The following is a 20,811-nucleotide window of genomic DNA, read 5'->3' on the forward strand; positions in this document are numbered from 1 at the left end:
GGATGTCGCGGAAGAGCCCCCATGGATGGGTTCACGGCGTGTCCCGGGAAGGGGCACCGGCAGCAGGGCCGCCACGAAAATGAATTCGTGCGAACCCCGAAACGCCAGATAGAGAACAAAACAAATGAAATGGCTGCTGGCAATCCTCACAGTGCTTTTGCTGATGACCCAATACCGATTGTGGGTGGGGGAGGGCAGCTTTGCCGAAGTGACGCGACTCGAGCGTCAACTGGATGAGCAGCAACAAAAAAATGCCGCGCTCGCACGGGAAAACCGCCAGTTGTTACGCGAGGTGCGCAGCCTCAAGGAAGGCACGGACGGCGTCGAAGCCAAAGCGCGTTACGACCTCGGCCTGATTAAAGAAGGCGAAACCCTGTTTATTTTTCTCGACCAGGACCAGCATAAGAACCCTGGGAAGTCACAGCGAGAAAAAGAATGACTACCGTAGAAACCCCACCTGAAACGGGCTACTGGGTCATAGTCCCCGCTGCCGGATCCGGCAAGCGTATGGGCGCAGACAAGCCCAAACAATACCTGCCTCTGGCTGGCAAACCCCTGATCGCCCACACCCTGGACAACATACTCCGCTGGCCCGGCGTTGCCGGCGTTGTTGTCGCCATCGCAGCGGACGACCACGAGTTTGCTACCCTCGCCGGGGCGCAGGACCCTAAAGTTCACACCGTAACCGGTGGCGCAGAGCGGGCGGATTCCGTCCTCGCCGCACTCCATTATTTAAGCGCGCGCACCGCACCGGATACCACCGTACTGGTCCACGATGCGGCTCGCCCGCTGGTCAGTAAACGCGATATCGCCAAACTCCTGTCCGCCGGCCCCATCGCGCTGCTCGCCCAGCCCGCCAGCGATACCGTCAAACAATCGCAAGCCGATCAGGGCAGCCCCCGGGTCAGCCAGACCCTGCCGCGCGCGCAGATCTGGCTTGCGCAGACACCGCAGAAAGCCCCGCTTGAGCGCTTGCGTAGCGCATTGCAGGCCGGGCTCGCCCAGTACCCGGAAGCCATCACCGATGAGGCCAGTGCACTGGAGCTGGCAGGCGATGAACCTGAACTGGTGGCAGCCTGCCGCAGCAACTTCAAGGTCACGCATCCCGCCGACCTCATGCTCGCGGAAGCCCTGCTGCAGCATCGGCAAACACTGGATCAAATACAGTCAGGAATCGAACAATGAGTTTCAGAATAGGGCAGGGCATTGATGTGCACGCCTTCGGTCCCGGTGCCCACGTTGTCCTCGGGGGTGTCACCATTCCCCATGAACAGGGCCTGGTAGCCCACTCCGACGGTGATGTACTGCTGCACGCCCTGGCGGATGCCCTGCTGGGGGCGCTTGCGCTGGGCGACATCGGCAAGCACTTTCCGGATACCGATGCGCGTTATGCCGGTGCCGACAGCCGCGCATTGCTGAGGCATGTGGTTGCATTGATTCACACGCACGGTTACCGGTTAATCAATGCCGATGCCACCCTGATTGCGCAGGCACCCAGGATGGCACCTCATATCGACGCCATGCGGGAAAACATTGCCGCTGACTGTCAGACCTCCAGCAGTGCAATCAGCGTGAAGGCGACGACCAGTGAAAAGCTCGGCTTTACCGGGCGCAAGGAGGGCATTGCGGCACAGGCCGTGGTGCTATTAGAGCAGTGCCCAGTGACAGGAACGGCCTCGTGACGGAACCGAATACCCAGCCCTGGGACCTCGACTGGCCACGCGCCCTCGGCGGCGCCGCCATTCGCGCTGACTTCCGCACCGAACCCGAGGATTTTGTGGTGGATGAGCTGGCCGCACCGGAGCGGGCCACCGCGTCCGGAGAGGGCGAGCATGTCCTGATACAGATTAAAAAGCGCGGTGCCAACACCGGCTTTGTGGCCCAGCAGCTGGCACAGCTGGCCGGAGTGCAAAGCAAGGATGTGGGCTACTACGGCCTGAAGGACCGGCACGCGGTTACCACCCAGTGGTTCAGTGTGTGGCTGGCGCAAAAACCGGAGCCTGAATGGCAGCGCGTTAACAGCGATGAAATCTCGGTACTCCAGCATTATCGTGGGCTGCGCAAACTGCGGCGCGGGGATCACCTGGGTAACCGGTTCCAGATCCGTTTGCGCAATGTGCAGGGGGACCGGGTAAAGGCGGACGAGGTGCTGGCACAGATGCCAGGCGGGGTGCCCAACTATTTTGGCGAGCAGCGCTTTGGTCACCATGGGGGGAACCTGGATCTGGTCAATCGTCTGGTTGCCGACCAGCAGGCCGGCAAGCGCGGCCGAGTTCCCCGCAACCAGAAGGCATTTGCCATGTCCGCCGCGCGCAGCTGGTTGTTCAATCAGGTACTGGCATCGCGTGTCCGGCAGGGAAATTGGCTTGAGGCTCTCAGTGGGGAGCCGGAGCCGCAAGGGTCCGGGCCGCTGTGGGGGCGGGGACGCAATTTGGCCAGCGATGTGCAACTGGCTCTGGAGGAGGCGGCGATGGCGCCGTGGAAACCATGGTGCGACTGGCTGGAGCATTGCGGTCTCAGTCAGGAGCGACGTGCGTTGCTGCTGGTACCACAAGGATTTCAGGCCACCTGGGAAGGGGATGACCTCACGCTCAACTTTGCCCTGCCGCCGGGCACTTTCGCGACGGCGGTATTGCGGGAATTGGCAGAACTAGCCAATCTATCCGCCAGCACAATAAAATAAACGACAACAAAATGTGACCGGTGGCACAATCGTGGCCCCGGCCAATCGCCGGATTTCAACCATTTGCCGCTTTGGAAGCGGTAACCGGCGGTCCGCTTGCAGGGAGACTGTGCGTCCTTATGGATCGATTTAGACACGAAGGCCTGGGTATGACCTCCCAGCGCACCCGTAATCGGCTGATTCAACGGCTGCGGGATGAAGGTATCAGCAGCGAAGAAGTGCTGAATGTGATGGCATCGACCCCTCGTCACCTGTTTCTGGATGAGGCGTTGGCCATTCGTGCCTATGAGGATACGGCACTGCCCATCGGATACGGACAGACAATTTCCCAGCCTTATATTGTTGCGCGCATGACCGAATTGCTGATGAGTCGTGCTCGCTCCCGCGCGCGCGTCCTTGAAGTAGGCGCCGGTTCCGGATACCAGACCGCCATTCTGGCCCGCCTGGTCGACAAGTTGTACTCGGTAGAGCGGGTAGAGCCACTGTTGATCAAGGCCCGGCAACGTATGCGGGAGCTGGGTATCTTCAATGTGGAAATGCGGCTGAGTAACGGCGGTTTCGGTTGGCCCGAGCAAGCCCCTTTCGATGCGATTCTGTGCGCGGCGGCACCGGCCAGCGTTCCCGATGAGCTTCGGGAACAACTCGCGCCCGGGGGCGTGTTGGTGATACCGGTCGGGAGCGACCGTCAGTACCTGACTATTGTCACGCGCAGTGAAGATGGCAGTCGGTTTGATGTGGAGAAAGCGGAGCCTGTCCGTTTCGTTCCGCTGCTGAGCGGCGTGGTGCGCTGATGGCCGGACTACTGAAAAATCGTTATTGGGGTATTGCCGCGCGGGGATTGGCCATGGGGGCGGCCGATGTGGTACCGGGTGTCTCCGGAGGCACCATTGCCTTTATTACCGGCATCTATCAGGAACTGCTGGACTCCCTGAGCCGGATTGGTCCCCACACGCTCACCATTTTACGCAGGCAAGGGTTCGCCGCCGCCTGGCGTCAGATCAACGGCACCTTTCTGCTAGCACTTTTTTCGGGCGTTCTGGTCAGTATTTTCAGTCTCGCACGCCTGATTGGCTATCTGCTGGATCAATACCCCATCGTCGTCTGGAGTTTCTTTTTTGGCCTGATACTGGCGTCTGTGGTGCCGATTGTGCGCCGTGTTCCCCGTTGGAACCCTTCGTGTTGGCTGGCGCTGTTACTGGGCGTGGCGCTGGCGGTGCTGATCAGTGAAATGCGCCCGACAGAAGTCCCTGCCAACCCCTATACCCTCTTTCTCTCGGGTGCCCTGGCCATCTGCGCCATGATCCTGCCGGGAATCTCGGGGTCCTTTATTCTGTTGATGATCGGCATATACCCCAAGGTCATCGCGGCAGTGCATGAGCTGCAGTTCAGTGCACTCACCTGGTTTGCCGCTGGTGCCATCGCCGGGCTGCTGTTGTTTAGCCGTCTGCTCTCCTGGCTCATGCACCGATTTCCTTCCGTGACACTGACGTTTCTGGTGGGGGTCTTACTGGGTAGCTTGAAAATCGTCTGGCCCTGGAAATTGGCAGTAGAGGGCTCGGCCAGCGTGGGGGACAAAGTTGCGCCCTTGATGTCCAATGTGCTGCCCGGTCAGTTTGCCGCAAGTTCTGGACAGCCATCCTTTATAGTGGAGGCGGTGCTCGCAGCAGTGCTTGCGGTGGTGTTAGTGCTGGGGCTTGAATGGTTACACTGGCGCTTTGTCGGAAAAGTCGTACACCGATAACGGGAAAAGGCGTACAAGCCCGGGGGGATTTACCGCGGTGGGAATTGTCGCCTGACTTACGGGTCTGACGTGACAGCTGTTCTGGAGAAAAGCTTTTCACTCCAGGAGGAAAGGTGGCCAGATTTTTTCGCCGCCGACGAGGGGTAAATCAGCACTTTTCTTTAGACACTTTTTCCATAAATGCACCCCTTTGATGTAAAAAGAGAATAATGAATCGGCGCAAAAAACCTTCAAAAAACTCCGCCATCGCCAGAATTATGGGGCGTTTTTCGCGTCATTATTTTTTCACCATGTTGAAAATAATTGCCGCATCCCTGTTCGCGCTTGGCATGGTGGGCTGCGCCAGTAATCTTGCCCCAACGTCTTCTCTCGGGCAGCCGCCCAGCCAACGAATTCACCATCACACCGTCAGTCGCGGCGAAACCCTGTACTCGATTGCCTGGAGATATGGTAAGGATTTCAAAGAGTTAGCATATATAAACCGGATTCCGGCGCCCTACAGGATTTTCCCCGGGCAACGTCTGAAACTGACCGGTCGGGTTCCTCCCGCGGTGGTGCAGCAGCCTCCGGCTGCACCGGCGAAGACCCGTCAGGTTGCTTCCGCACGGCCGTCCGCTGTTAAAAAAAGTGCACCGAAAGTGGCGAGCAAACCGTCAAAAAAGGTCAGTAACAAAACTGTCATAAATTGGCGGTGGCCTGCGAAGGGGAGGGTGCTTGCCCGCTTCCAGCCAAACAACCCCCTGCGCAAGGGTGTTGATATCGCCGGGAAAAAGGGGGAATCTGTTCAGGCAGCAGCGGATGGCACAGTGATTTACGCCGGAAGTGCGTTGAGAGGGTACGGCAAGCTCTTGATCATCAAGCACAGCGAGGAGTTCCTCAGTGCGTATGCCCACAACGACAAACTACTTGTCGGTGAGGGTGCGAAGGTCAAGGCGGGGCAACGGATAGCGGAACTGGGTTCGAGTGGTACCGACCGCGATATGCTCCACTTTGAAATTCGTCGGAATGGTCAGCCGGTGGACCCGTTGGCATACCTCCCATAAGGGTTTACCCGGGATGTGTCTGCTTAACTCGGTGCACAATTCCCCCATTGCCTAATGCTGTTGTGCAATAAAAATGGACTTTTATTTATAACCACTTGAGGTAGTCACCGGAATCGGCATCAACTGCCCTGCAGTGACACTGCTCACCACGATGTTGGAAGGTGAGTTGCCGGGAACGGAGGCTGTCGCGAATGACAGCGACCGATTCAGCGATCGCGAGCTGTCAACGCGGCTGATACAGGCAAAGTACAAGGAGTTGGGGAAATGGAAGCACAACGACACGATCAACTGGCGTTCGGTGCCAGAACAGATCTTTCACCCGAGACAGTGGATCGGGCTGAACCCATCGCAGAAACCAAAACCAAGAAGAGCCGTACTCCCAGTAAAACGGCAAAAAAAAACTCTGAAACAATCTCCCACAAATCAAGCTCAGCGAAAACAACCGCTAAAACGTCAACGCAAAAAACGACCATCCGCAAAACGGATGATGCCCACGGGCAAAAAAACCTCGATGCTACCCAGCTTTATCTAAACGAAATCGGTTTTTCCCCTCTGTTGACTGCAGAGGAAGAAGTCTACTACGCCCGCAAGGCCCTGCGAGGTGACGCGGCTGCGCGTAAGCGCATGATTGAAAGCAACCTGCGACTGGTTGTAAAAATCGCCCGCCGGTATGTCAGCCGTGGCCTGGCTTTATTGGATCTGATCGAAGAAGGTAATCTCGGTCTGATTCGCGCTGTCGAAAAATTCGACCCCGAGCGCGGATTCCGCTTCTCAACCTACGCTACCTGGTGGATTCGACAAACCATTGAGCGCGCCATCATGAATCAGACGCGGACCATCCGTCTGCCAATTCACGTGGTGAAAGAACTCAATGTGTATCTGCGCGCATCTCGCGAACTGGCACAGAAACTGGACCACGAGCCCAGTGCCGAAGAAATCGCGAATCTGCTGGAAAAGCCGGTAGAAGATGTGGAGAGAATGCTCGGCCTGAATGAACGCGTGACTTCTGTGGATACGCCAATTGGCCCATCGTCGGAAAAGACACTGGTTGACACTATCCCGGACCAGCAGGAGTCTGACCCCGCGGAGCTACTGCAGGACAAGGATCTGTTCGACAGTATCAATCGCTGGTTAAGCGAACTGCCCGACAAGCAGTGTGAAGTGGTTTCCCGTCGTTTCGGACTACGCGGTTACGAAGCCAGTACTCTGGAAGAGGTGGGGCGTGAAATCGGTCTGACCCGCGAGCGCGTGCGTCAGATACAGGTAGACGCGCTCAAGCGCCTGCGGGAAGTGATGGAAAGCCAGGGGCTGGATGGTATGTCCCTGTTCGCCAACCTCTGATCGACTGCGCCGGTCTGCTGGCCGTAGTATTCTGCCAGAGACCGGTGGCATCGCCCGCTGGGGAGCAGTACCCTCATTGCTAAAGGAAAGCCCGCACCGAAAGGTTGCGGGCTTTGTCATGTCAGCTTCCGAGTAATTCGAATCCGTTTCGGCCTACTTCTGTTTCCAGCGCCCCAGGTTGTCCTGGTAATACTCGCCTTTTGCCAAGCGGGACTCCAGCTTTTCCGCCGCGCGCGCAGCCACCTGGCTGATGTCGATGTTGTTGCGTTTGGCGATAGCCGCGTACTCCCGCTTGCGTTTAGCGTTCACTTCCGCCACCAGTGCGTTGACTTCCGGGGAACTGCCCTGAACCACAGCGATATATCCACTGTTGGCCTCACCTACCAGGCCTTTACTCTGGGCTTCTTTCAGGGAAATGGCGGCGGCGGGAAGTGCGATCAGCAATGTGAGCGCAAAGAGGCCTGAAAATAGTTTTTTAAGCAGGGGTTTCATGGCGGGTAACGGCTTCCTTGTTGTGTTCATCGGAGTTTTGTTCGTCAGAGTGTTGTTCATCAGAAAATGCCCTCCTTATCTTCAAACAGGTCGTCCAGCTCTTTGTCTACCCTGACGCGGATTTCATGTTCGATTTTCACGTTCAGGTTCACGGTAATAGGCTCACTGGGTGCCTGCACAGCGACGGTCGGCGTGCAGCCGCTGGTGGCCGTCAAGCCAAGCGCCAACATCAGGCACAGCGCCGAGCGCTTGAGAATTCCTGTCTGATTCACTGAATACTCCCGTTTTACTTGAGCCCTTGCTCAGGCTGGTACTGCCAGACCAGTATCGCGAAGGCACCGGACGGCGGATGATGTTTACTATAGATACTACGAGATTAACCGTAACTGAACAGTGTACTGAAAATAGCGGTGGTCCGCGCAAAGTGTCTCCTGTACTAACGCACCCCCTGCTCGAGAACATCGGTCAGGTCTCGGCTGGCCTGTAATGAGCGCAGCATGGTAGGAATGTTGTTTTCCAGGTTGAGGTTGATAATCAGGTCCCGGTTGGCGTCGATCGCGTCACTGCGCCCGGTTAGCTTCAGGTTAAGCAGCAGGTCACCGCTCAGGGGGTAGTTGATGGTGCCATTGATGTCACGGTAGTTGTAATCCTCCAGTGCGCCGGCCAGCAGTTTGAGCTGGGGATTGCTACCGAGCATGGCGGGGGAGAAGGCGCCGTAGTAACGCAGCCGGCCCCCGGGTGGTCGGGACTGAACTGTGCCGTTTTCGACCGTGATGCCCTGCTGGTCCGTGACCAGGGGAATCCTGGCGTCGAGCAAGCCACTGGCGGCGAAATTCTCGGATTCCATTTCCCGGGCGAGGGCGCGGATGGATACCCCGGTAAACTGCAGTTCCGAGCGACGCTCCTCGCCACTTAAACTCCAGCGCAGCGCCTCGGACGTCAAGGCGCCTTCCAGCAGTTCGGCAGCGAAATTTTTAAGAACGAGCTCGCCACCGTGTTGCAGTGCCAGGGAAAAATGCAGGTTCTTGAGCGCAACACCCGCATCCACGGTATCGATGGAGACTGGTGCAGGCTGTGCAGTAATCCATTCGCCGTCGCTCTGCTGCAATGTGATTTCCGTGTTTACACCCAGCGCAAAGCTCTTGTTGAGTTGAAGGCCGGTGTCCTGCATGGTCAGGCGCGCTTTACCCAGCCCCTGGTCCGGCCAGATCAATTGTGCTCCTCCTGAAAGCACACCGCCGACAATATTCACGGGCAAACCGGTGATTGCCCGATCGAGGCTGTTGTTGGGTGAGAACGCAGTTTCGGGCAAAGCCAGTTGCAGTTTGCCTTGCCCTGTTTCCAGTCTGTGGGTCCACGTTGTTGTCATTTCCAGTGGGCCAGTGGAAACCGTGCCATTACCCGAGACCCGACCGTCAGACAGGGCGATGTTGCCGCTGGTGCCGATACGGGTCTGGAATTGATCGAGCGCCTGAATCTTGAGGTCGTCTCCCTGATAGTCTGCCCGAATCTTCAATCCATGCTTTTTCCCCGCCTTATTATTGAGGACGACATCGCGCAGGAACACGGCGCCCTCAATCTGGTTTTCCGCTAACCGGAGGGGCGCGATGTTCAAGGCCAGTTGGGGGCTACTACAGTGCGTCAACTGCGGCTTTAGTGTGCAGCCAGCCTGCTGTGAAAACATTTCCGGGTTTGCGATGACCACTGGCCCGGAGCTGAGCGACTTTGCCGTGAGGTTGAGGTTGGTGAGGGTGACTTGCGCACCCTCCGTCGTATGGGCGAGCGAGATGGCGCCCGCAGTCTCCAGTGTGAGATTTTGCAGTGCCGAAGCCGCATCGGCAAAATCGAGATTGCTCAACTGCGCGGTCAGTGAAAAGGTGCAATCAAGGGGTGCAAGGTTGGTGCACTGTGTGTCGACCAGCTCTCCCGCGAGTAGTGAGGTGTGTTCAGGGGATGCACCGGATGCGTTGGTCTCGAATTCCAGACGCGGGATTTTCGCCCGCATGGAGCCGGGGATCTTGTCGGCGTCGATCGTCAGGGGCTGCTGTGCCTGAATTTGGACGGCGATGCTTTTCCATCCGAGTGCCTCGAGGGGGTTGTCCTGCGGCGGGAGTGCGAGGCGAAACGCAATGGGCTCCCCGGCGGTAACCTGCATTGAAAAATCGTTGAGTATTGTGGTGGTTTTCGGGCCTGACTGACTGTTTGCCAGTCTTTCCAGTGACGGCAGGCTGGTACGCCCGGAGAAGCGATACTGGCCCGATACGTCGCTGACACGATAATGACCAAATGCGGATTGCCACTTGGTACTGGCGATGAGCGGGGCAAGTTGATCCATGTTGTAGTGGCCGCGGAAGGCAACGCTGGGGATTTGTCGATCGGTACTGAGTTCGATTTCGGTCTCCAGCAGCGGTGTGTCAAGGGCCGTCTTTGCGGGCTGTGCTGCCTGCTCGACCTCAATCCGCAGGGTGAAGGTGCCGTGCACCGTGTCCAGGGCAAGTGGGGAAAGGGTGGCAATTCCGAGGACCAGGGGAGCATTGGCCGAGTATTCCACTACGAGCGGGGCGCCGGCGATTTCGCGTGGCAGTGTTGCCGAGAATGTCGAGGCAACCAGCGCCCCGCGAAGATTGTGCAGGTCTGCGCTCCCTCTAATAGTGTCCGGGAGTTCGCCGGTCAGGCCCAGCTCAACGGGGCCTGTCATGGACTGGACTAGGGCAGTCCAGTCTAAGGGGGCGCTTTTGTTTGGCGCGCCCGTCAGGTTGAGGCCCAGTCGTTCTGTCAGTGGGCCTGCCTGTTGCGGGCTGATACGGATGCGGCCTTGAAGTGCCCAGCGCTGGCCTCCGGCCAGGTTTGTATCGGCTGGGTCCAATACGATTTCAGTCTCCGCGACAGGACTGTCGGAGTACTGTAGGGAAAGCGACAGTTTCGGCCGATCCTTCTCCGTCTCCTCAAACTGCCAGAGGATGGTGCAGTCGTCGGGGCACTGGGAGCTTGTGACCTCGCCGGTAATCCTCGATTCTGCGCCAGGGGTGTGTTGGCTGTTCAGCAGGCTCAGTGCCAGATATCCATCAAATCTCTCCGTCCAGTAGAGTCGCTGGATGTTGGCCGCACGCAGCGGGAAATTTTCCAGAGCGCGCAGCGTGTTGCTAATGGAGATTTCACTCTCGGCGGCTATATCTCCCGTGGGTGATTTGGGCGATTTGGGCGATGCGGGTTGGCTGGAAGAGTGGGTTCCGAGATCCGGAGCGGTAGGTTTGCGCGTATCACCTGCCTGGGGCCTGGTAGAGTGCAACTCCAGCCGAGCGATCTGCAGTTGACTCTGGGGCGTCGGCGCTGGAACACTTGCGCGGAGTTTGCTCAGAAAAGCGTGCAACTGGGTGAGTTGCAGGTTTTCAATACCGATGTGCAGGCCCTCATCGGTGTGCAGCGCCAAATACGCGATGTGTGCGCTAATCTGATGCTTCTCGCGGGCCAGGGTGAAGCCACGGATCTCAGTGAGTGTAACGCCGTCCAGTTGGCCGCTGACGAGAGGAGGGATCCAGTGGTGCCGTGAAAGCCAGCCAGAAACGCCCGCCAGCAGGAGCAACAGCAGGATTCCTGCAATAAGGATAAAGCGGCGGGTGGCAGTGCGCACAAAAACCTCTGTTGACCGACTTGAGAAGCAACGTCTAAATAGAGAAACTTGTTTTGAGAATAATGAAAGGGGCAGTACTTGTGAAATACATGATGACAGTTTTCCTCTCAGGTGGCCGAAAGCGCCGGGATTTCCTTGCTGCGATTACCGTGGCGCTGGTTGGTACCCTGTGTGTGGCCGGCAGTGTCAGTGCCTATGACCGTGTAAATGGTGAAGGGTTCGCGAGTCGCTCACCGGTACTGGCAACCCGGGGAATGGCTGCCACCAGTCAGCCCCTTGCCACCCAGGTGGCGCTGGATATCCTGAAGAAGGGTGGCAGTGCCGTGGATGCCGCAATTGCGGCGAATGCGGTGCAAGGATTGATGGAGCCAACGGGCAACGGCATTGGCGGGGATTTGTTTGCCATTGTGTGGAGCGCGGAAGACAAAAAGCTCCACGGACTGAATGCCAGTGGTCGCTCACCCAAGTCTCTGCCATTTCGCTATTTCGCTGACAATAACCTGGAAAAAATACCCTCGCATGGGCCACTGCCAGTCTCGGTACCCGGCACCGTGGACGGTTGGTTTGAGTTGCACGAGAAATTTGGCAAGTTGCCGATGAGTGAGCTTTTGGCACCCGCCATCGACTATGCCAACGATGGTTTCCCGGTGACCCAGCTGGTGGCCTACTACTGGAATCGCTCTGTGCCGATTCTGGAAAAGTTTCCCGGCTTTCGCGAGACCTATATGCCAGGTGGGCGTGCGCCCAAAGAGGGGGAGGTGTTTCGCAATCCCCGTCTTGGCAAAACCCTGCAGAAAATAGCCGATGGTGGTCGCGATGCGTTTTACAAAGGCGATATCGCCCGGGAAATTGATCAGTACATGAAAGCCAATGGGGGTTTTCTTTCCTATGAGGACCTCGCCAGTCATACGTCTGACTGGGTGGAGCCGGTCTCTACCAATTACCGGGGTTATGACGTTTGGGAGCTGCCGCCCAACGGCCAGGGTATCGCTGCGTTGCAGATTCTGAATATTCTCGAGGGGTATGACCTGACAAAAATGGGTCGCCTGAGCCCCGAGTATGTACACCTGTTTGCGGAGGCAAAGAAGCTGGCCTTTGAAGACCGGGCAAAATATTACGCGGACGCCGACTTCAACAAGCTGCCGGTAAAAGAGCTGATTTCCAAATCCTACGCAGATAAAAGACGCAAACTGATCAACCCGGACAAGGCCGCCAAGCGGTACGACGCCGGGAACGTCGCACTGCGCCATGGGGATACCATCTATCTCACCACCGCCGACAAAGACGGCAACATGGTTTCTCTGATCCAGAGCAACTACCGTGGAATGGGCTCAGGCATGACCCCGGGGGAGCTCGGCTTTATCCTGCAGGACCGGGGAGAAATGTTCAGCCTGAAAGAGGGGCATTTCAACCAGTACGCGCCGGGCAAGCGTCCTTTCCATACCATTATCCCGGCCTTTGTTACCAAAAAAGGCAAGCCTTGGCTCAGTTTCGGTGTGATGGGCGGTGCCACTCAGCCACAGATGCACGCGCAAATCGTGATCAATATGGTGGACTTCGGCATGAACGTGCAGGAAGCCGGGGATGCACCGCGGATACTGCACAGCGGCTCCAGCCAGCCCACCGACGAAATTATGCAAGACGGCGGCTATCTCAGCCTGGAGGATGGCTTCCCCATGGAAACCCGTCGCAAACTTGTGCAAATGGGGCATCAGGTCCGCTTTGAGAGTGGCCCCTACGGCGGATACCAGGCCATTCTGAAGGCGGAAAACGGCGTGTATCACGGTGCATCGGAAAGCCGCAAAGACGGCCAGGCCGCCGGCTATTAATCGACAGGTGAAGTGAAGTAAACCAATGAAAAATGCTCAGCCCCATACCATTTATCTCAAGGATTATCAGGCACCGGATTACCTGATTGACCGCACCGAGTTACTGTTTGACCTGGAGCCCAATGCGACCCTGGTGAAGTCGCGGCTGCAGGTGCGCCGCAATCCGGATGCAGTGAAAGGTGGTGAATCCGGTTTGCCCGCCCTGTGGCTAGATGGGATCGACCTGGAACTACTGTCAATTGCACTAGATGGAGCCTTGCTTCCCGCGCAGCGCTACCGGGAAGAAGCCGGCGGTCTGTCGTTAACCGTCGACAAGCCCGAGTTCGTTCTGGAGATTCAGACCAGAATCGCGCCGGAAAGCAATACCTCGCTGGAGGGCCTGTACCTCTCCAATGGTATGTACTGTACCCAGTGCGAGGCAGAGGGATTTCGCAAAATTACCTTTTATCCGGACCGCCCGGATGTGATGTCTGTCTTCACCACAACGATCGTAGCGCCGGCCACCTACCCGGTATTGCTTTCCAACGGCAACAAGGTGGATAGCGGCACAACGGACGACGGACGGTTGCGGGTAACCTGGGAGGACCCCTTCGCCAAGCCCTCATACCTGTTTGCCCTGGTAGCGGGGGACCTGCAGTATGTTGAGGACACCTTTACCACGTGCAGCGGCCGTAACGTCAAATTGCAGCTGTTTACCGAGGCGCGCAATATCGGAAAGTGCGCCCATGCCATGACCTCATTGAAGCACTCCATGCGCTGGGACGAGGAGGTGTACGGTCGTGAATACGACCTGGATATCTTTATGATCGTCGCGGTCGATCACTTCAATATGGGCGCCATGGAAAACAAGGGGCTCAATATTTTCAATTCCGCCTGTGTTCTGGCGAGCCCGGAAACCGCAACGGACGCGGCTTTCCAGCGTATTGAAGCCATCGTCGCCCACGAATACTTCCATAACTGGTCCGGCAACCGCGTCACCTGCAGAGACTGGTTTCAGCTGAGTCTGAAGGAAGGGTTTACGGTATTTCGCGACGCGGAGTTTTCTGCGGACATGAATTCCCGCGCGGTCAAGCGCATAGAAGATGTCACCTTGTTGCGCACGGCACAGTTTGCCGAGGACGCCGGTCCCATGTCGCACCCGGTGCGACCAGATTCTTACATGGAAATATCCAATTTCTACACCCTGACTATCTATGAAAAGGGCGCGGAAGTGGTGCGGATGATCCATACCATCCTTGGGAAAGAAGCGTTTCGCCGGGGCAGCGACTTGTACTTTGAGCGTCACGACGGGTGCGCGGTCACCTGCGAAGACTTCGTTGTGGCGATGGAAGATGCCAACAACGCCGATCTGAAGCAGTTTCGTCGCTGGTACAACCAGGCGGGAACGCCGGTGCTGGATGTGAAAGATGACTATGACGCAGAGAATGCGGCCTACACACTTACCTTTCACCAGCATACCCCGGGGACCCCGGGTCAGGCGGAGAAGTTACCCCTGCATATACCCGTAGCGGTTGGCCTGCTGGACAAGAATGGCAATGCGCTGTCACTGGACGCGTCGGGCAGCACAGAAACGGTATTCCACCTTACCGAGGCAACGCAGTCGTTTACCCTGCATGGGATTAATGAGCGTCCCTTGCCATCGTTACTGCGCGGCTTTTCCGCGCCGGTAAAGTTGCGGTTTGACTACAGCAACGCGCAACTGCTGTTTTTGATGCAGCATGACACCGACGCCTTCAACCGCTGGGATGCCTGCCAGCGCCTGGCACTGAGGACACTGGAGCAACTGCAAAAACAGCACCGGGCCGGTGAGACCCTGGAAACTCCCGCGGCACTTATTGATGGCTTTTCGGCGGTGCTCAAAAATACCCAGCTGGATCCCGCCCTGGTGGCGAAAATGCTGACCCTGCCCAGCGCGCAGGAGATGGCAGAGCAGGGCAATGAAATTGATGCCGAGGCGATTATTGCCGCGCGGGAATCTGTCCGCAGGGCCATTGCCGGCGCACTCAAGTCGCATTTCCAGGCTCGCTACCATGCGCTGGATGAGCGCAAGGCGTACCAGCCTACGGCGGAAGATATCGCACAGCGCAGCCTTAAAAATACCTGCTTGGCGTACCTGTGTACCACCGGCGACGAGGACGCGCTGGCACTCGCACAGGCCCAGTTCGAGCGCGGCGAAAACATGACCGACGTTTCCGCGGCACTGGCTGCCCTGGTGGAGTACGGTGCAGAAGCCGTGGCCGAGGAGAGACTGGCGTCCTTCTATCAGCAGTGGCAGCACGATACCCAGGTTGTGGAAAGCTGGTTTGGCATGCAAAGCAGCAGCGCTAGCTTTGGATCCCTAGGGCGTGTCCGTCAGTTGATGTCACACCCGGCATTTGAATTGAAAAACCCCAATAAAGTGCGCGCGGTCATCGGTGGTTTTGCCATGCGGAATTTCAAGCAGTTCCATCGTGAAGACGGTAGTGGTTACGAGTTCCTTGCGGATCAGGTCATTACTCTGGACGGATTAAACCCGCAGATAGCCTCGCGGCTGGTGACGCCCCTGACGCGGTGGAAAAAGTATCGTGCCCGGGAGGCGGAGCAGATACAGGGTGCACTCAAGCGCATTGCCGACAGTGGTGAGTTATCGCCGGATCTTTATGAGGTGGTGAGCAAGAGCCTTGCCTAGCGGTTTTTTATACATACACATTTATAGACGAAGGGGCCTTTGGCCCCTTTTCTTTATGGATGCAGATGCGGTTTCACTGGATGCGGTGTTCACCCTGGGGTACAAGCGCTCGCCCAAGTTCGACAAGTGACAGGGTTCCATTGTCCAGCTTGAGGTGGGTCTGCGAGGTGTAGTCCGGGTAAAACTGCGTTATTTTGCGATCGCCCCGCAACTGGGCAACCACCGAGTTGATGACCATGAAGTGACAGAAGACCAGAGAGGTGTGCGCGTTATCGCTGAAGGCGCCACCTGAATCACTGACCATTTTTCCTGAATGGGAATCCAGGGACAGCAAGAATGCGATCAGCCGTTCCCGCCAGTGCGCCTGGGAGGCTGACAGGCTGTCCCACTCACTGTGCAGGAGGTGTCGGATCCAGTCCCCACGCTGAGCGAGGGGCATACCCTCGGGGGAGGGGATTTCTATGACGTCTGGTGCCTGCAGAATCTCGTGTCCCCAATGTGTCGCCAGGGGGAGGGCCGTCTGTAGAGTACGGGATTTCGGACTGCTGATGATTCGTACGCCTTCACCACCAGGGTAACGGCTACCCACATCGTCTACCAACGCCTGCGCCTGTTGCTGCCCAAGCGCCGTCAGGCCCGGGTCGGGATCCGTCGCTGACTTTGCAGCTTCCCCGTGTCGGATAAGTACGATTTCGTGCAATGGACTGATCTCCTTGAGCGTGGGCACCGAGTCGATGATAACGGAAATGCGCCAGCTCAGGGCGATCATGTCTTAATGGCGATGTAACAAGAAAAGGAAAGAAAAGCACAATCCTGGTTGCAACCGACAATTACTCCGATATTATTGCCCGTTCACTGTCACGTTTTAACCGTCAAAAAGAGTTTGAGAAACCTCATGAGTCAGATCGCCATTCAATCGTGCTTGCCCGGCCGCAGCGGAATGTATTCCTTAGCTGCGCTCGGTCTGCGTGCAATGGTGCCTTCATTGCGGCTCGGTTTTTCCTGCATTTGGCTATCGGCTGCCCTGCGAAAGCACCTGTCCACTCAGCGTATCTGTGTGGCCGTGTCCACTGGTGTGCGCCGTATGATTACCTGACAGTAAACGAATTTATTTGTGCTGGAGGGTTTCAAGAGAGCCCTTCAGGAAAAAACCCGGAGGGTTCTGCCCTCCGGGTTTTTTTGTGCCGATTGATTGGGAGATACGGCAATGGACAGGCAATGGTGGCAATCACTTTACGGCTTACCGCCCCTGATATGGATTATTTTACTGGGCAGCTTCTTTGGTCGCGGCACCTATTTTATGGTCTGGCCATTTCTGGCCATTTTACTGCACGAAAAGTTTGCGCTGACGCCGGGAGTGATTGGTGTGATTCTCAGCGCGTCAGCCATGGCGTCCGCACTGCTCGGCTTTTATGTGGGAGCGCTTTCGGACCGTTATGGCCGTCGGGGTGTGCTGATTCTCGGCACTGCCATCAATGCCTGTGCCTTTGTGATTTTGTCTCAGGCAGAAACCCTGATGGCGTTTGTGATTGCGATCACCCTTTGCTCCATTGGGCGGTCAATCTGGGAGCCACCGGCGAGTGCACTTTTTGGCGACCTGATACCGGATGCCAGAAGCCGTGAGCTGGCACTGCAATTTCGCTACTTCCTGATTAATGTTGGCGCGGCACTGGGCCCGATCATTGGTGTGTGGGCTGGTATCAGCGCACAGCAATCTACCTTCGGACTGACTGCGCTGAGCTACTTGTTATTGTGCATCGGGCTTGTATGGGGCTTCCAATACTCCGCTGCGGGAAAGCAGTCCCGTCGACAAAAGCACACCGCCAGCAGTTTTACACAGACCATACAGGTCTTGCGCCAGGACCGAGTATTTCTCGTTGTCGTACTGGCGAATGTGCTGACGCTGTTTATTTACGCGCACTTCGATACCAGCCTGGTCCAGTACCTGACGCAAATGCAGGCGCCAGCTTTAGTAGGGCTGATTTCCGGGATGATCCTGGTCAATGCCATGACCATTGTCCTTTTGCAGTTTCCGCTGTTGCGCGCCTTGGGAGGGCTGGATGTAAACCAGCGGATGATGATCGGCGTGATTATTCTCGCGTTGGGCCAAGCCTGGTTTGCGCTGAACCCCATACACTGGCTTTACGGCTGGCTGGGGGCGACGTTTGTGGTGAGCGTTGCCGAAGCAATTTTGTTTCCCACAATGAGTATCCAGATAGACCGAATGGCTCCCAATCATCTCAGAGGCAGTTACTTCGGTGCGGCTTCTTTTTACGCGTTCGGTTGGTCGAGCGCACCACTAGTTGGCGGCTATGTCATTCAGTGGTTTGGTGGCAGTGTTCTCTACTGGAGCATGCTTGTGTTCTGCGGCCTTGTCCTGGCGCTCTATCGCTACGGCAAGCGATTGGGTGAAGGGGAGAAGCGCGTCGCTGAGCCCATCAGCGAGCCTCCCGTGCACAAGCCGGAGGCGCTGTCACAATAGTGAGAACGGGTTCAGATACCCGTCGCCTTGATTGTTGATTTGGCGCCCGGCTTGCCCCCTGAGACTTATATTCGCTTTCTCATTTACTGACTGATTGCTTGAAGAAATTGAATAACTCATCCATACCAATATATGTCTGTTTAAAAAATGGACATTTAGAGTGAAGTTTGTACTCTTGCTGAGGGTGTGGGTACGCTTCGTCAACATTGGTCAGTATCTCATCAGTGGATGGTGAGAAGTGAATAGGTAGGCAGGATGCAAACCCAGGTAGTCGATAAGTCGAGCGGCGTCCTGAGTTCGTTTGATTCCACCAACGTGGTTTTAAACTCACCAGGTTTCGTCAAGCTTGCCCTGGCACAAGAAGACATTGTTTCTTTCTCCAGGGCCGGTGACGATCTGATTATTCAGCTGGACAACGGCGAAATAGTTACGATCGCAAATTTTTATTTGGCGGATGCCACCAGTACCCAGAGTGATCTTTTTCTTGAAGATCCGCAGTCGGGCGCAGTGATGCTCGCTCAGCAGGGTGCAGATGGCTCCATTTTTTCCATGGCCCAGGTCAGTAGTAGTGCTGACCTGGCAGGCGTGGTTCCATCCGGTGGGGAGTACGTCTGCCCCTGGGTGTGGGCGGGCCTGGCGGCGCTAGGCATCGCCGCAATCGCAGCATCAGCGGATGATGACTCTGGCGATCGCGGGTTCGAGCCGTTTGTGCCGCCACCTCCACCGTCTCCACCACCGCCACAATCGCCGCCCGCGCCCCCGCCTGGCGAAACTGAACCGGAGCCTCCGGTTGAGGCCCCGCCCCCCATTATTATCGACCCCGAGCCGCCGGAACCAGAGCCGCCCGCGCCACCGCCTGAGACAGAGCCGCCGTCGCCGCCGCCTGAGACAGAGCCGCCGTCGCCGCCACCACCGCCGGACGGAGATGCTGACGCGGATTCGGACGCGGATGCCGATGCAGACACGGATGCCGATGCGGATGCCGATGCAGATACGGATGCCGATGCGGATGCGGATGCAGATACCGACGCCGACGCGGATGCGGATGCAGATACAGACGCCGATGCGGATGCTGATGCCGATACGGATGCCGACGCGGACGCGGATGCGGATGCGGATGCTGACGCGGATGCTGACGCGGATGCTGACGCGGATGCCGATGCGGATGCTGACGCGGATGCCGATGCGGATGCCGATGCCGATGCCGATGCCGATGCCGATGCGGATGCGGACGCGGATGCCGATGCGGATGCGGATGCCGATGCGGATGCGGATGCGGATGCGGACGCGGATGCCGATGCGGATGCTGATGCTGATGCTGATGCTGATGCGGATGCGGATGCGGATGCGGATGCGGATGCGGATGCCGATGCGGATGCCGACGCTGACGCGGATGCCGACGCGGATGCCGACGCTGACGCGGATGCCGATGCCGATGCGGACGCCGATGCGGATGCCGACGCAGATGCTGACGCAGATGCAGATGCAGATGCAGATGCCGACTGCGACATCAATATCGACATCGACATAGATATTGACATCGACTGTGAGTGCGACGCTGATGCCGATTCAGACGCAGACGCAGACGCAGACGCAGACGCAGACGCCGATGCAGATGCAGATGCAGACGCTGATGCCGATGCCGACTACAACTTCAGCTACGAATTTGATTTCCACGGCTATGAAGTGGATATCGACGTCGATGTGGACATTGAAAAGTCTGGCAGTCACAAGGATGGCGATTGTGAAATCGACATCGATATAGACATCGACATTGATATCGAATGTGACGCGGACGCAGATTCGGACGCCGACGCCGACGCCGATGCCGACGCCGATGCGGATGCCGATGCGGATGCCGATGCGGATGCGGATGCTGACGCTGATGCGGATGCGGATGCGGATGCGGATGCGGATGCAGATACGGATGCCGATGCCGATGCCGATGCAGATGCCGATGCGGATACGGATGCTGACGCAGATGCAGATGCCGACGCAGATGCAGATGCCGACGCCGATACCGATGCGGATGCTGACGCGGATGCTGACGCCGACGCTGACGCTGACGCCGACTCGGATCTCGACAGTGGTATTTCCTACGTCGCATTCCGGTTGGAAGACGGCAGGGTGATTAAGGTTGAGGGCTTTGAAGGCGAGTTCGCTGACATCAAGGATCCCAAGTACCCAGAGTCACTTTACGATTGCATCGAGGAAGAGTACGGCTCAGCGGTCGATGTCGATGGCCCTGGAGATCCCTACATCATCAAGGCCGGGTCGGATGGCATTGGCAATGGGCATTACGACCCGGATGGCAATGAAGTCACGACTGCGGGTTGGCCCACCAACCCTTCCGGAAATGTGGGAGGCGATGGTGTCTCTGACTCGATCGATGTGGCCGACCTCTGTGATGATGCGGAGATGTCGATGGCAGAATCGAGCATGACGTCTGCCATGGCTGAAGATCTGGATGTCGATAGCAGTGCGCTGCACGACAACCCGGAACTTGAAGCGATGCTCGAGGCTGCTCTGCAAGAGGCATTGGAAGATGCGCTTGACGACATCATCGAGTTGGCAGAGCAGATCGCCGACGACGGAGAAGACTGTGGATTCTCCGGCTCCTCCTCAGCAGGAGAGCTCGAGTCACCACCGACGCTGGAAGACTTGTTGGCTGACTACCTGGAAAGTGATCCACTGCCAGGCTTGGGAATGAGTGATTCCCTCGGTCAAGACCTGGGTGAATTCCTCCAGCAGAGTGATACTTCGGAGATGTTGCCACCAGATATGGATGACCCAATGAGAGATCTCTGGTCTCAAAATGGAAATCACGATCTGTAACGCACATCGCTGAACTGGCCCAGATTTTTTGGGCGCCACAAGCACCGGGCCGAAAACCCGGTGCTT

Annotated in this window: 16 protein-coding genes; 12 read left to right on the forward strand and 4 right to left on the reverse strand. The window is 57.3% G+C overall.

Annotated features, from left to right (window positions below):
• The first annotated feature begins 124 nt into the window (after positions 1–124).
• The 8 genes from AU182_RS08010 to rpoS all read left to right on the forward strand — a co-directional run bounded on the left by AU182_RS08010 (position 125) and on the right by rpoS (position 6,808).
• Positions 125–439, forward strand: coding sequence for a septum formation initiator family protein (locus AU182_RS08010; protein ID WP_066963393.1), 315 nt, complete (start codon positions 125–127; stop codon positions 437–439).
• On the forward strand, positions 436–1,185 hold the full coding sequence (ispD, locus tag AU182_RS08015; RefSeq protein ID WP_066963396.1) for a 2-C-methyl-D-erythritol 4-phosphate cytidylyltransferase: 750 nt from the start codon (positions 436–438) through the stop codon (positions 1,183–1,185). Before AU182_RS08010 ends, ispD begins: the two co-directional genes overlap by 4 nt.
• Complete coding sequence (gene ispF / locus AU182_RS08020; protein WP_066963398.1) at positions 1,182–1,682, forward strand: 2-C-methyl-D-erythritol 2,4-cyclodiphosphate synthase; 501 nt, start codon at positions 1,182–1,184, stop codon at positions 1,680–1,682. Before ispD ends, ispF begins: the two co-directional genes overlap by 4 nt.
• Positions 1,679–2,683 carry a tRNA pseudouridine(13) synthase TruD gene (truD, locus tag AU182_RS08025; RefSeq protein ID WP_066963399.1) on the forward strand — a complete coding sequence of 335 codons (1,005 nt, stop codon included), beginning with the start codon at positions 1,679–1,681 and terminating at the stop codon, positions 2,681–2,683. Before ispF ends, truD begins: the two co-directional genes overlap by 4 nt.
• A gap of 119 nt (positions 2,684–2,802) precedes the next feature.
• Positions 2,803–3,474 (forward strand): protein-L-isoaspartate(D-aspartate) O-methyltransferase, encoded by a 672-nt coding sequence (locus tag AU182_RS08030; protein WP_193754314.1) that lies wholly within the window; start codon positions 2,803–2,805, stop codon positions 3,472–3,474.
• Complete coding sequence (locus tag AU182_RS08035; RefSeq protein ID WP_066963401.1) at positions 3,474–4,424, forward strand: DUF368 domain-containing protein; 951 nt, start codon at positions 3,474–3,476, stop codon at positions 4,422–4,424. The genes AU182_RS08030 and AU182_RS08035 overlap by 1 nt, the downstream gene beginning before the upstream one ends.
• 209 nt (positions 4,425–4,633) lie before the next feature.
• Entirely contained in the window at positions 4,634–5,467 is an 834-nt protein-coding gene (locus AU182_RS08040; protein ID WP_227718178.1) for a peptidoglycan DD-metalloendopeptidase family protein, read from the forward strand.
• 264 nt (positions 5,468–5,731) lie between these two features.
• A complete protein-coding gene (gene rpoS / locus AU182_RS08045) occupies positions 5,732–6,808 on the forward strand; it encodes an RNA polymerase sigma factor RpoS (RefSeq protein WP_066963404.1) in 1,077 nt (358 codons plus the stop codon).
• A gap of 153 nt (positions 6,809–6,961) precedes the next feature.
• On the opposite strand, the gene AU182_RS08050 is transcribed toward rpoS, so the two are convergent.
• The 3 genes from AU182_RS08050 to AU182_RS08055 form a co-directional block, all read right to left on the reverse strand.
• Positions 6,962–7,360: a YdbL family protein gene (locus AU182_RS08050; RefSeq protein ID WP_082859304.1), complete on the reverse strand. Its 399-nt coding sequence runs from the start codon at positions 7,358–7,360 to the stop codon at positions 6,962–6,964.
• A complete protein-coding gene (locus tag AU182_RS16240) occupies positions 7,360–7,572 on the reverse strand; it encodes a YnbE family lipoprotein (RefSeq protein WP_227718180.1) in 213 nt (70 codons plus the stop codon). Before AU182_RS16240 ends, AU182_RS08050 begins: the two co-directional genes overlap by 1 nt.
• Before the next feature lie 164 nt (positions 7,573–7,736).
• Complete coding sequence (locus AU182_RS08055) at positions 7,737–10,931, reverse strand: YdbH domain-containing protein (protein WP_066963409.1); 3,195 nt, start codon at positions 10,929–10,931, stop codon at positions 7,737–7,739.
• 89 nt (positions 10,932–11,020) lie between these two features.
• On the opposite strand from AU182_RS08055, the gene ggt reads away from it, so the two are divergent.
• Together ggt and pepN are read left to right on the forward strand one after the other, a co-directional pair.
• A complete protein-coding gene (ggt, locus tag AU182_RS08060) occupies positions 11,021–12,760 on the forward strand; it encodes a gamma-glutamyltransferase (RefSeq protein ID WP_227718182.1) in 1,740 nt (579 codons plus the stop codon).
• A gap of 25 nt (positions 12,761–12,785) precedes the next feature.
• Positions 12,786–15,428 (forward strand): aminopeptidase N, encoded by a 2,643-nt coding sequence (gene pepN, locus AU182_RS08065; protein ID WP_066963411.1) that lies wholly within the window; start codon positions 12,786–12,788, stop codon positions 15,426–15,428.
• A 73-nt stretch (positions 15,429–15,501) separates the two neighbouring features.
• On the opposite strand, the gene AU182_RS08070 is transcribed toward pepN, so the two are convergent.
• The gene (locus tag AU182_RS08070; protein WP_066963413.1) at positions 15,502–16,197 is read right to left on the reverse strand and encodes a histidine phosphatase family protein; all 696 of its coding nucleotides are present in this window, start codon (positions 16,195–16,197) and stop codon (positions 15,502–15,504) included.
• Positions 16,198–16,635: 438 nt separating this feature from the next.
• Here AU182_RS08070 and AU182_RS08075 point away from each other — a divergent pair, with 438 nt between their 5' ends.
• Complete coding sequence (locus AU182_RS08075) at positions 16,636–17,910, forward strand: MFS transporter (RefSeq protein ID WP_066963415.1); 1,275 nt, start codon at positions 16,636–16,638, stop codon at positions 17,908–17,910.
• A 255-nt stretch (positions 17,911–18,165) separates the two neighbouring features.
• A complete protein-coding gene (locus AU182_RS16515) occupies positions 18,166–20,745 on the forward strand; it encodes a BapA prefix-like domain-containing protein (protein ID WP_153039187.1) in 2,580 nt (859 codons plus the stop codon).
• Positions 20,746–20,811 lie beyond the last annotated feature (66 nt).

Origin of the sequence: Microbulbifer sp. Q7 (genome assembly GCF_001639145.1) — a bacterium.
Classification (GTDB): domain Bacteria; phylum Pseudomonadota; class Gammaproteobacteria; order Pseudomonadales; family Cellvibrionaceae; genus Microbulbifer.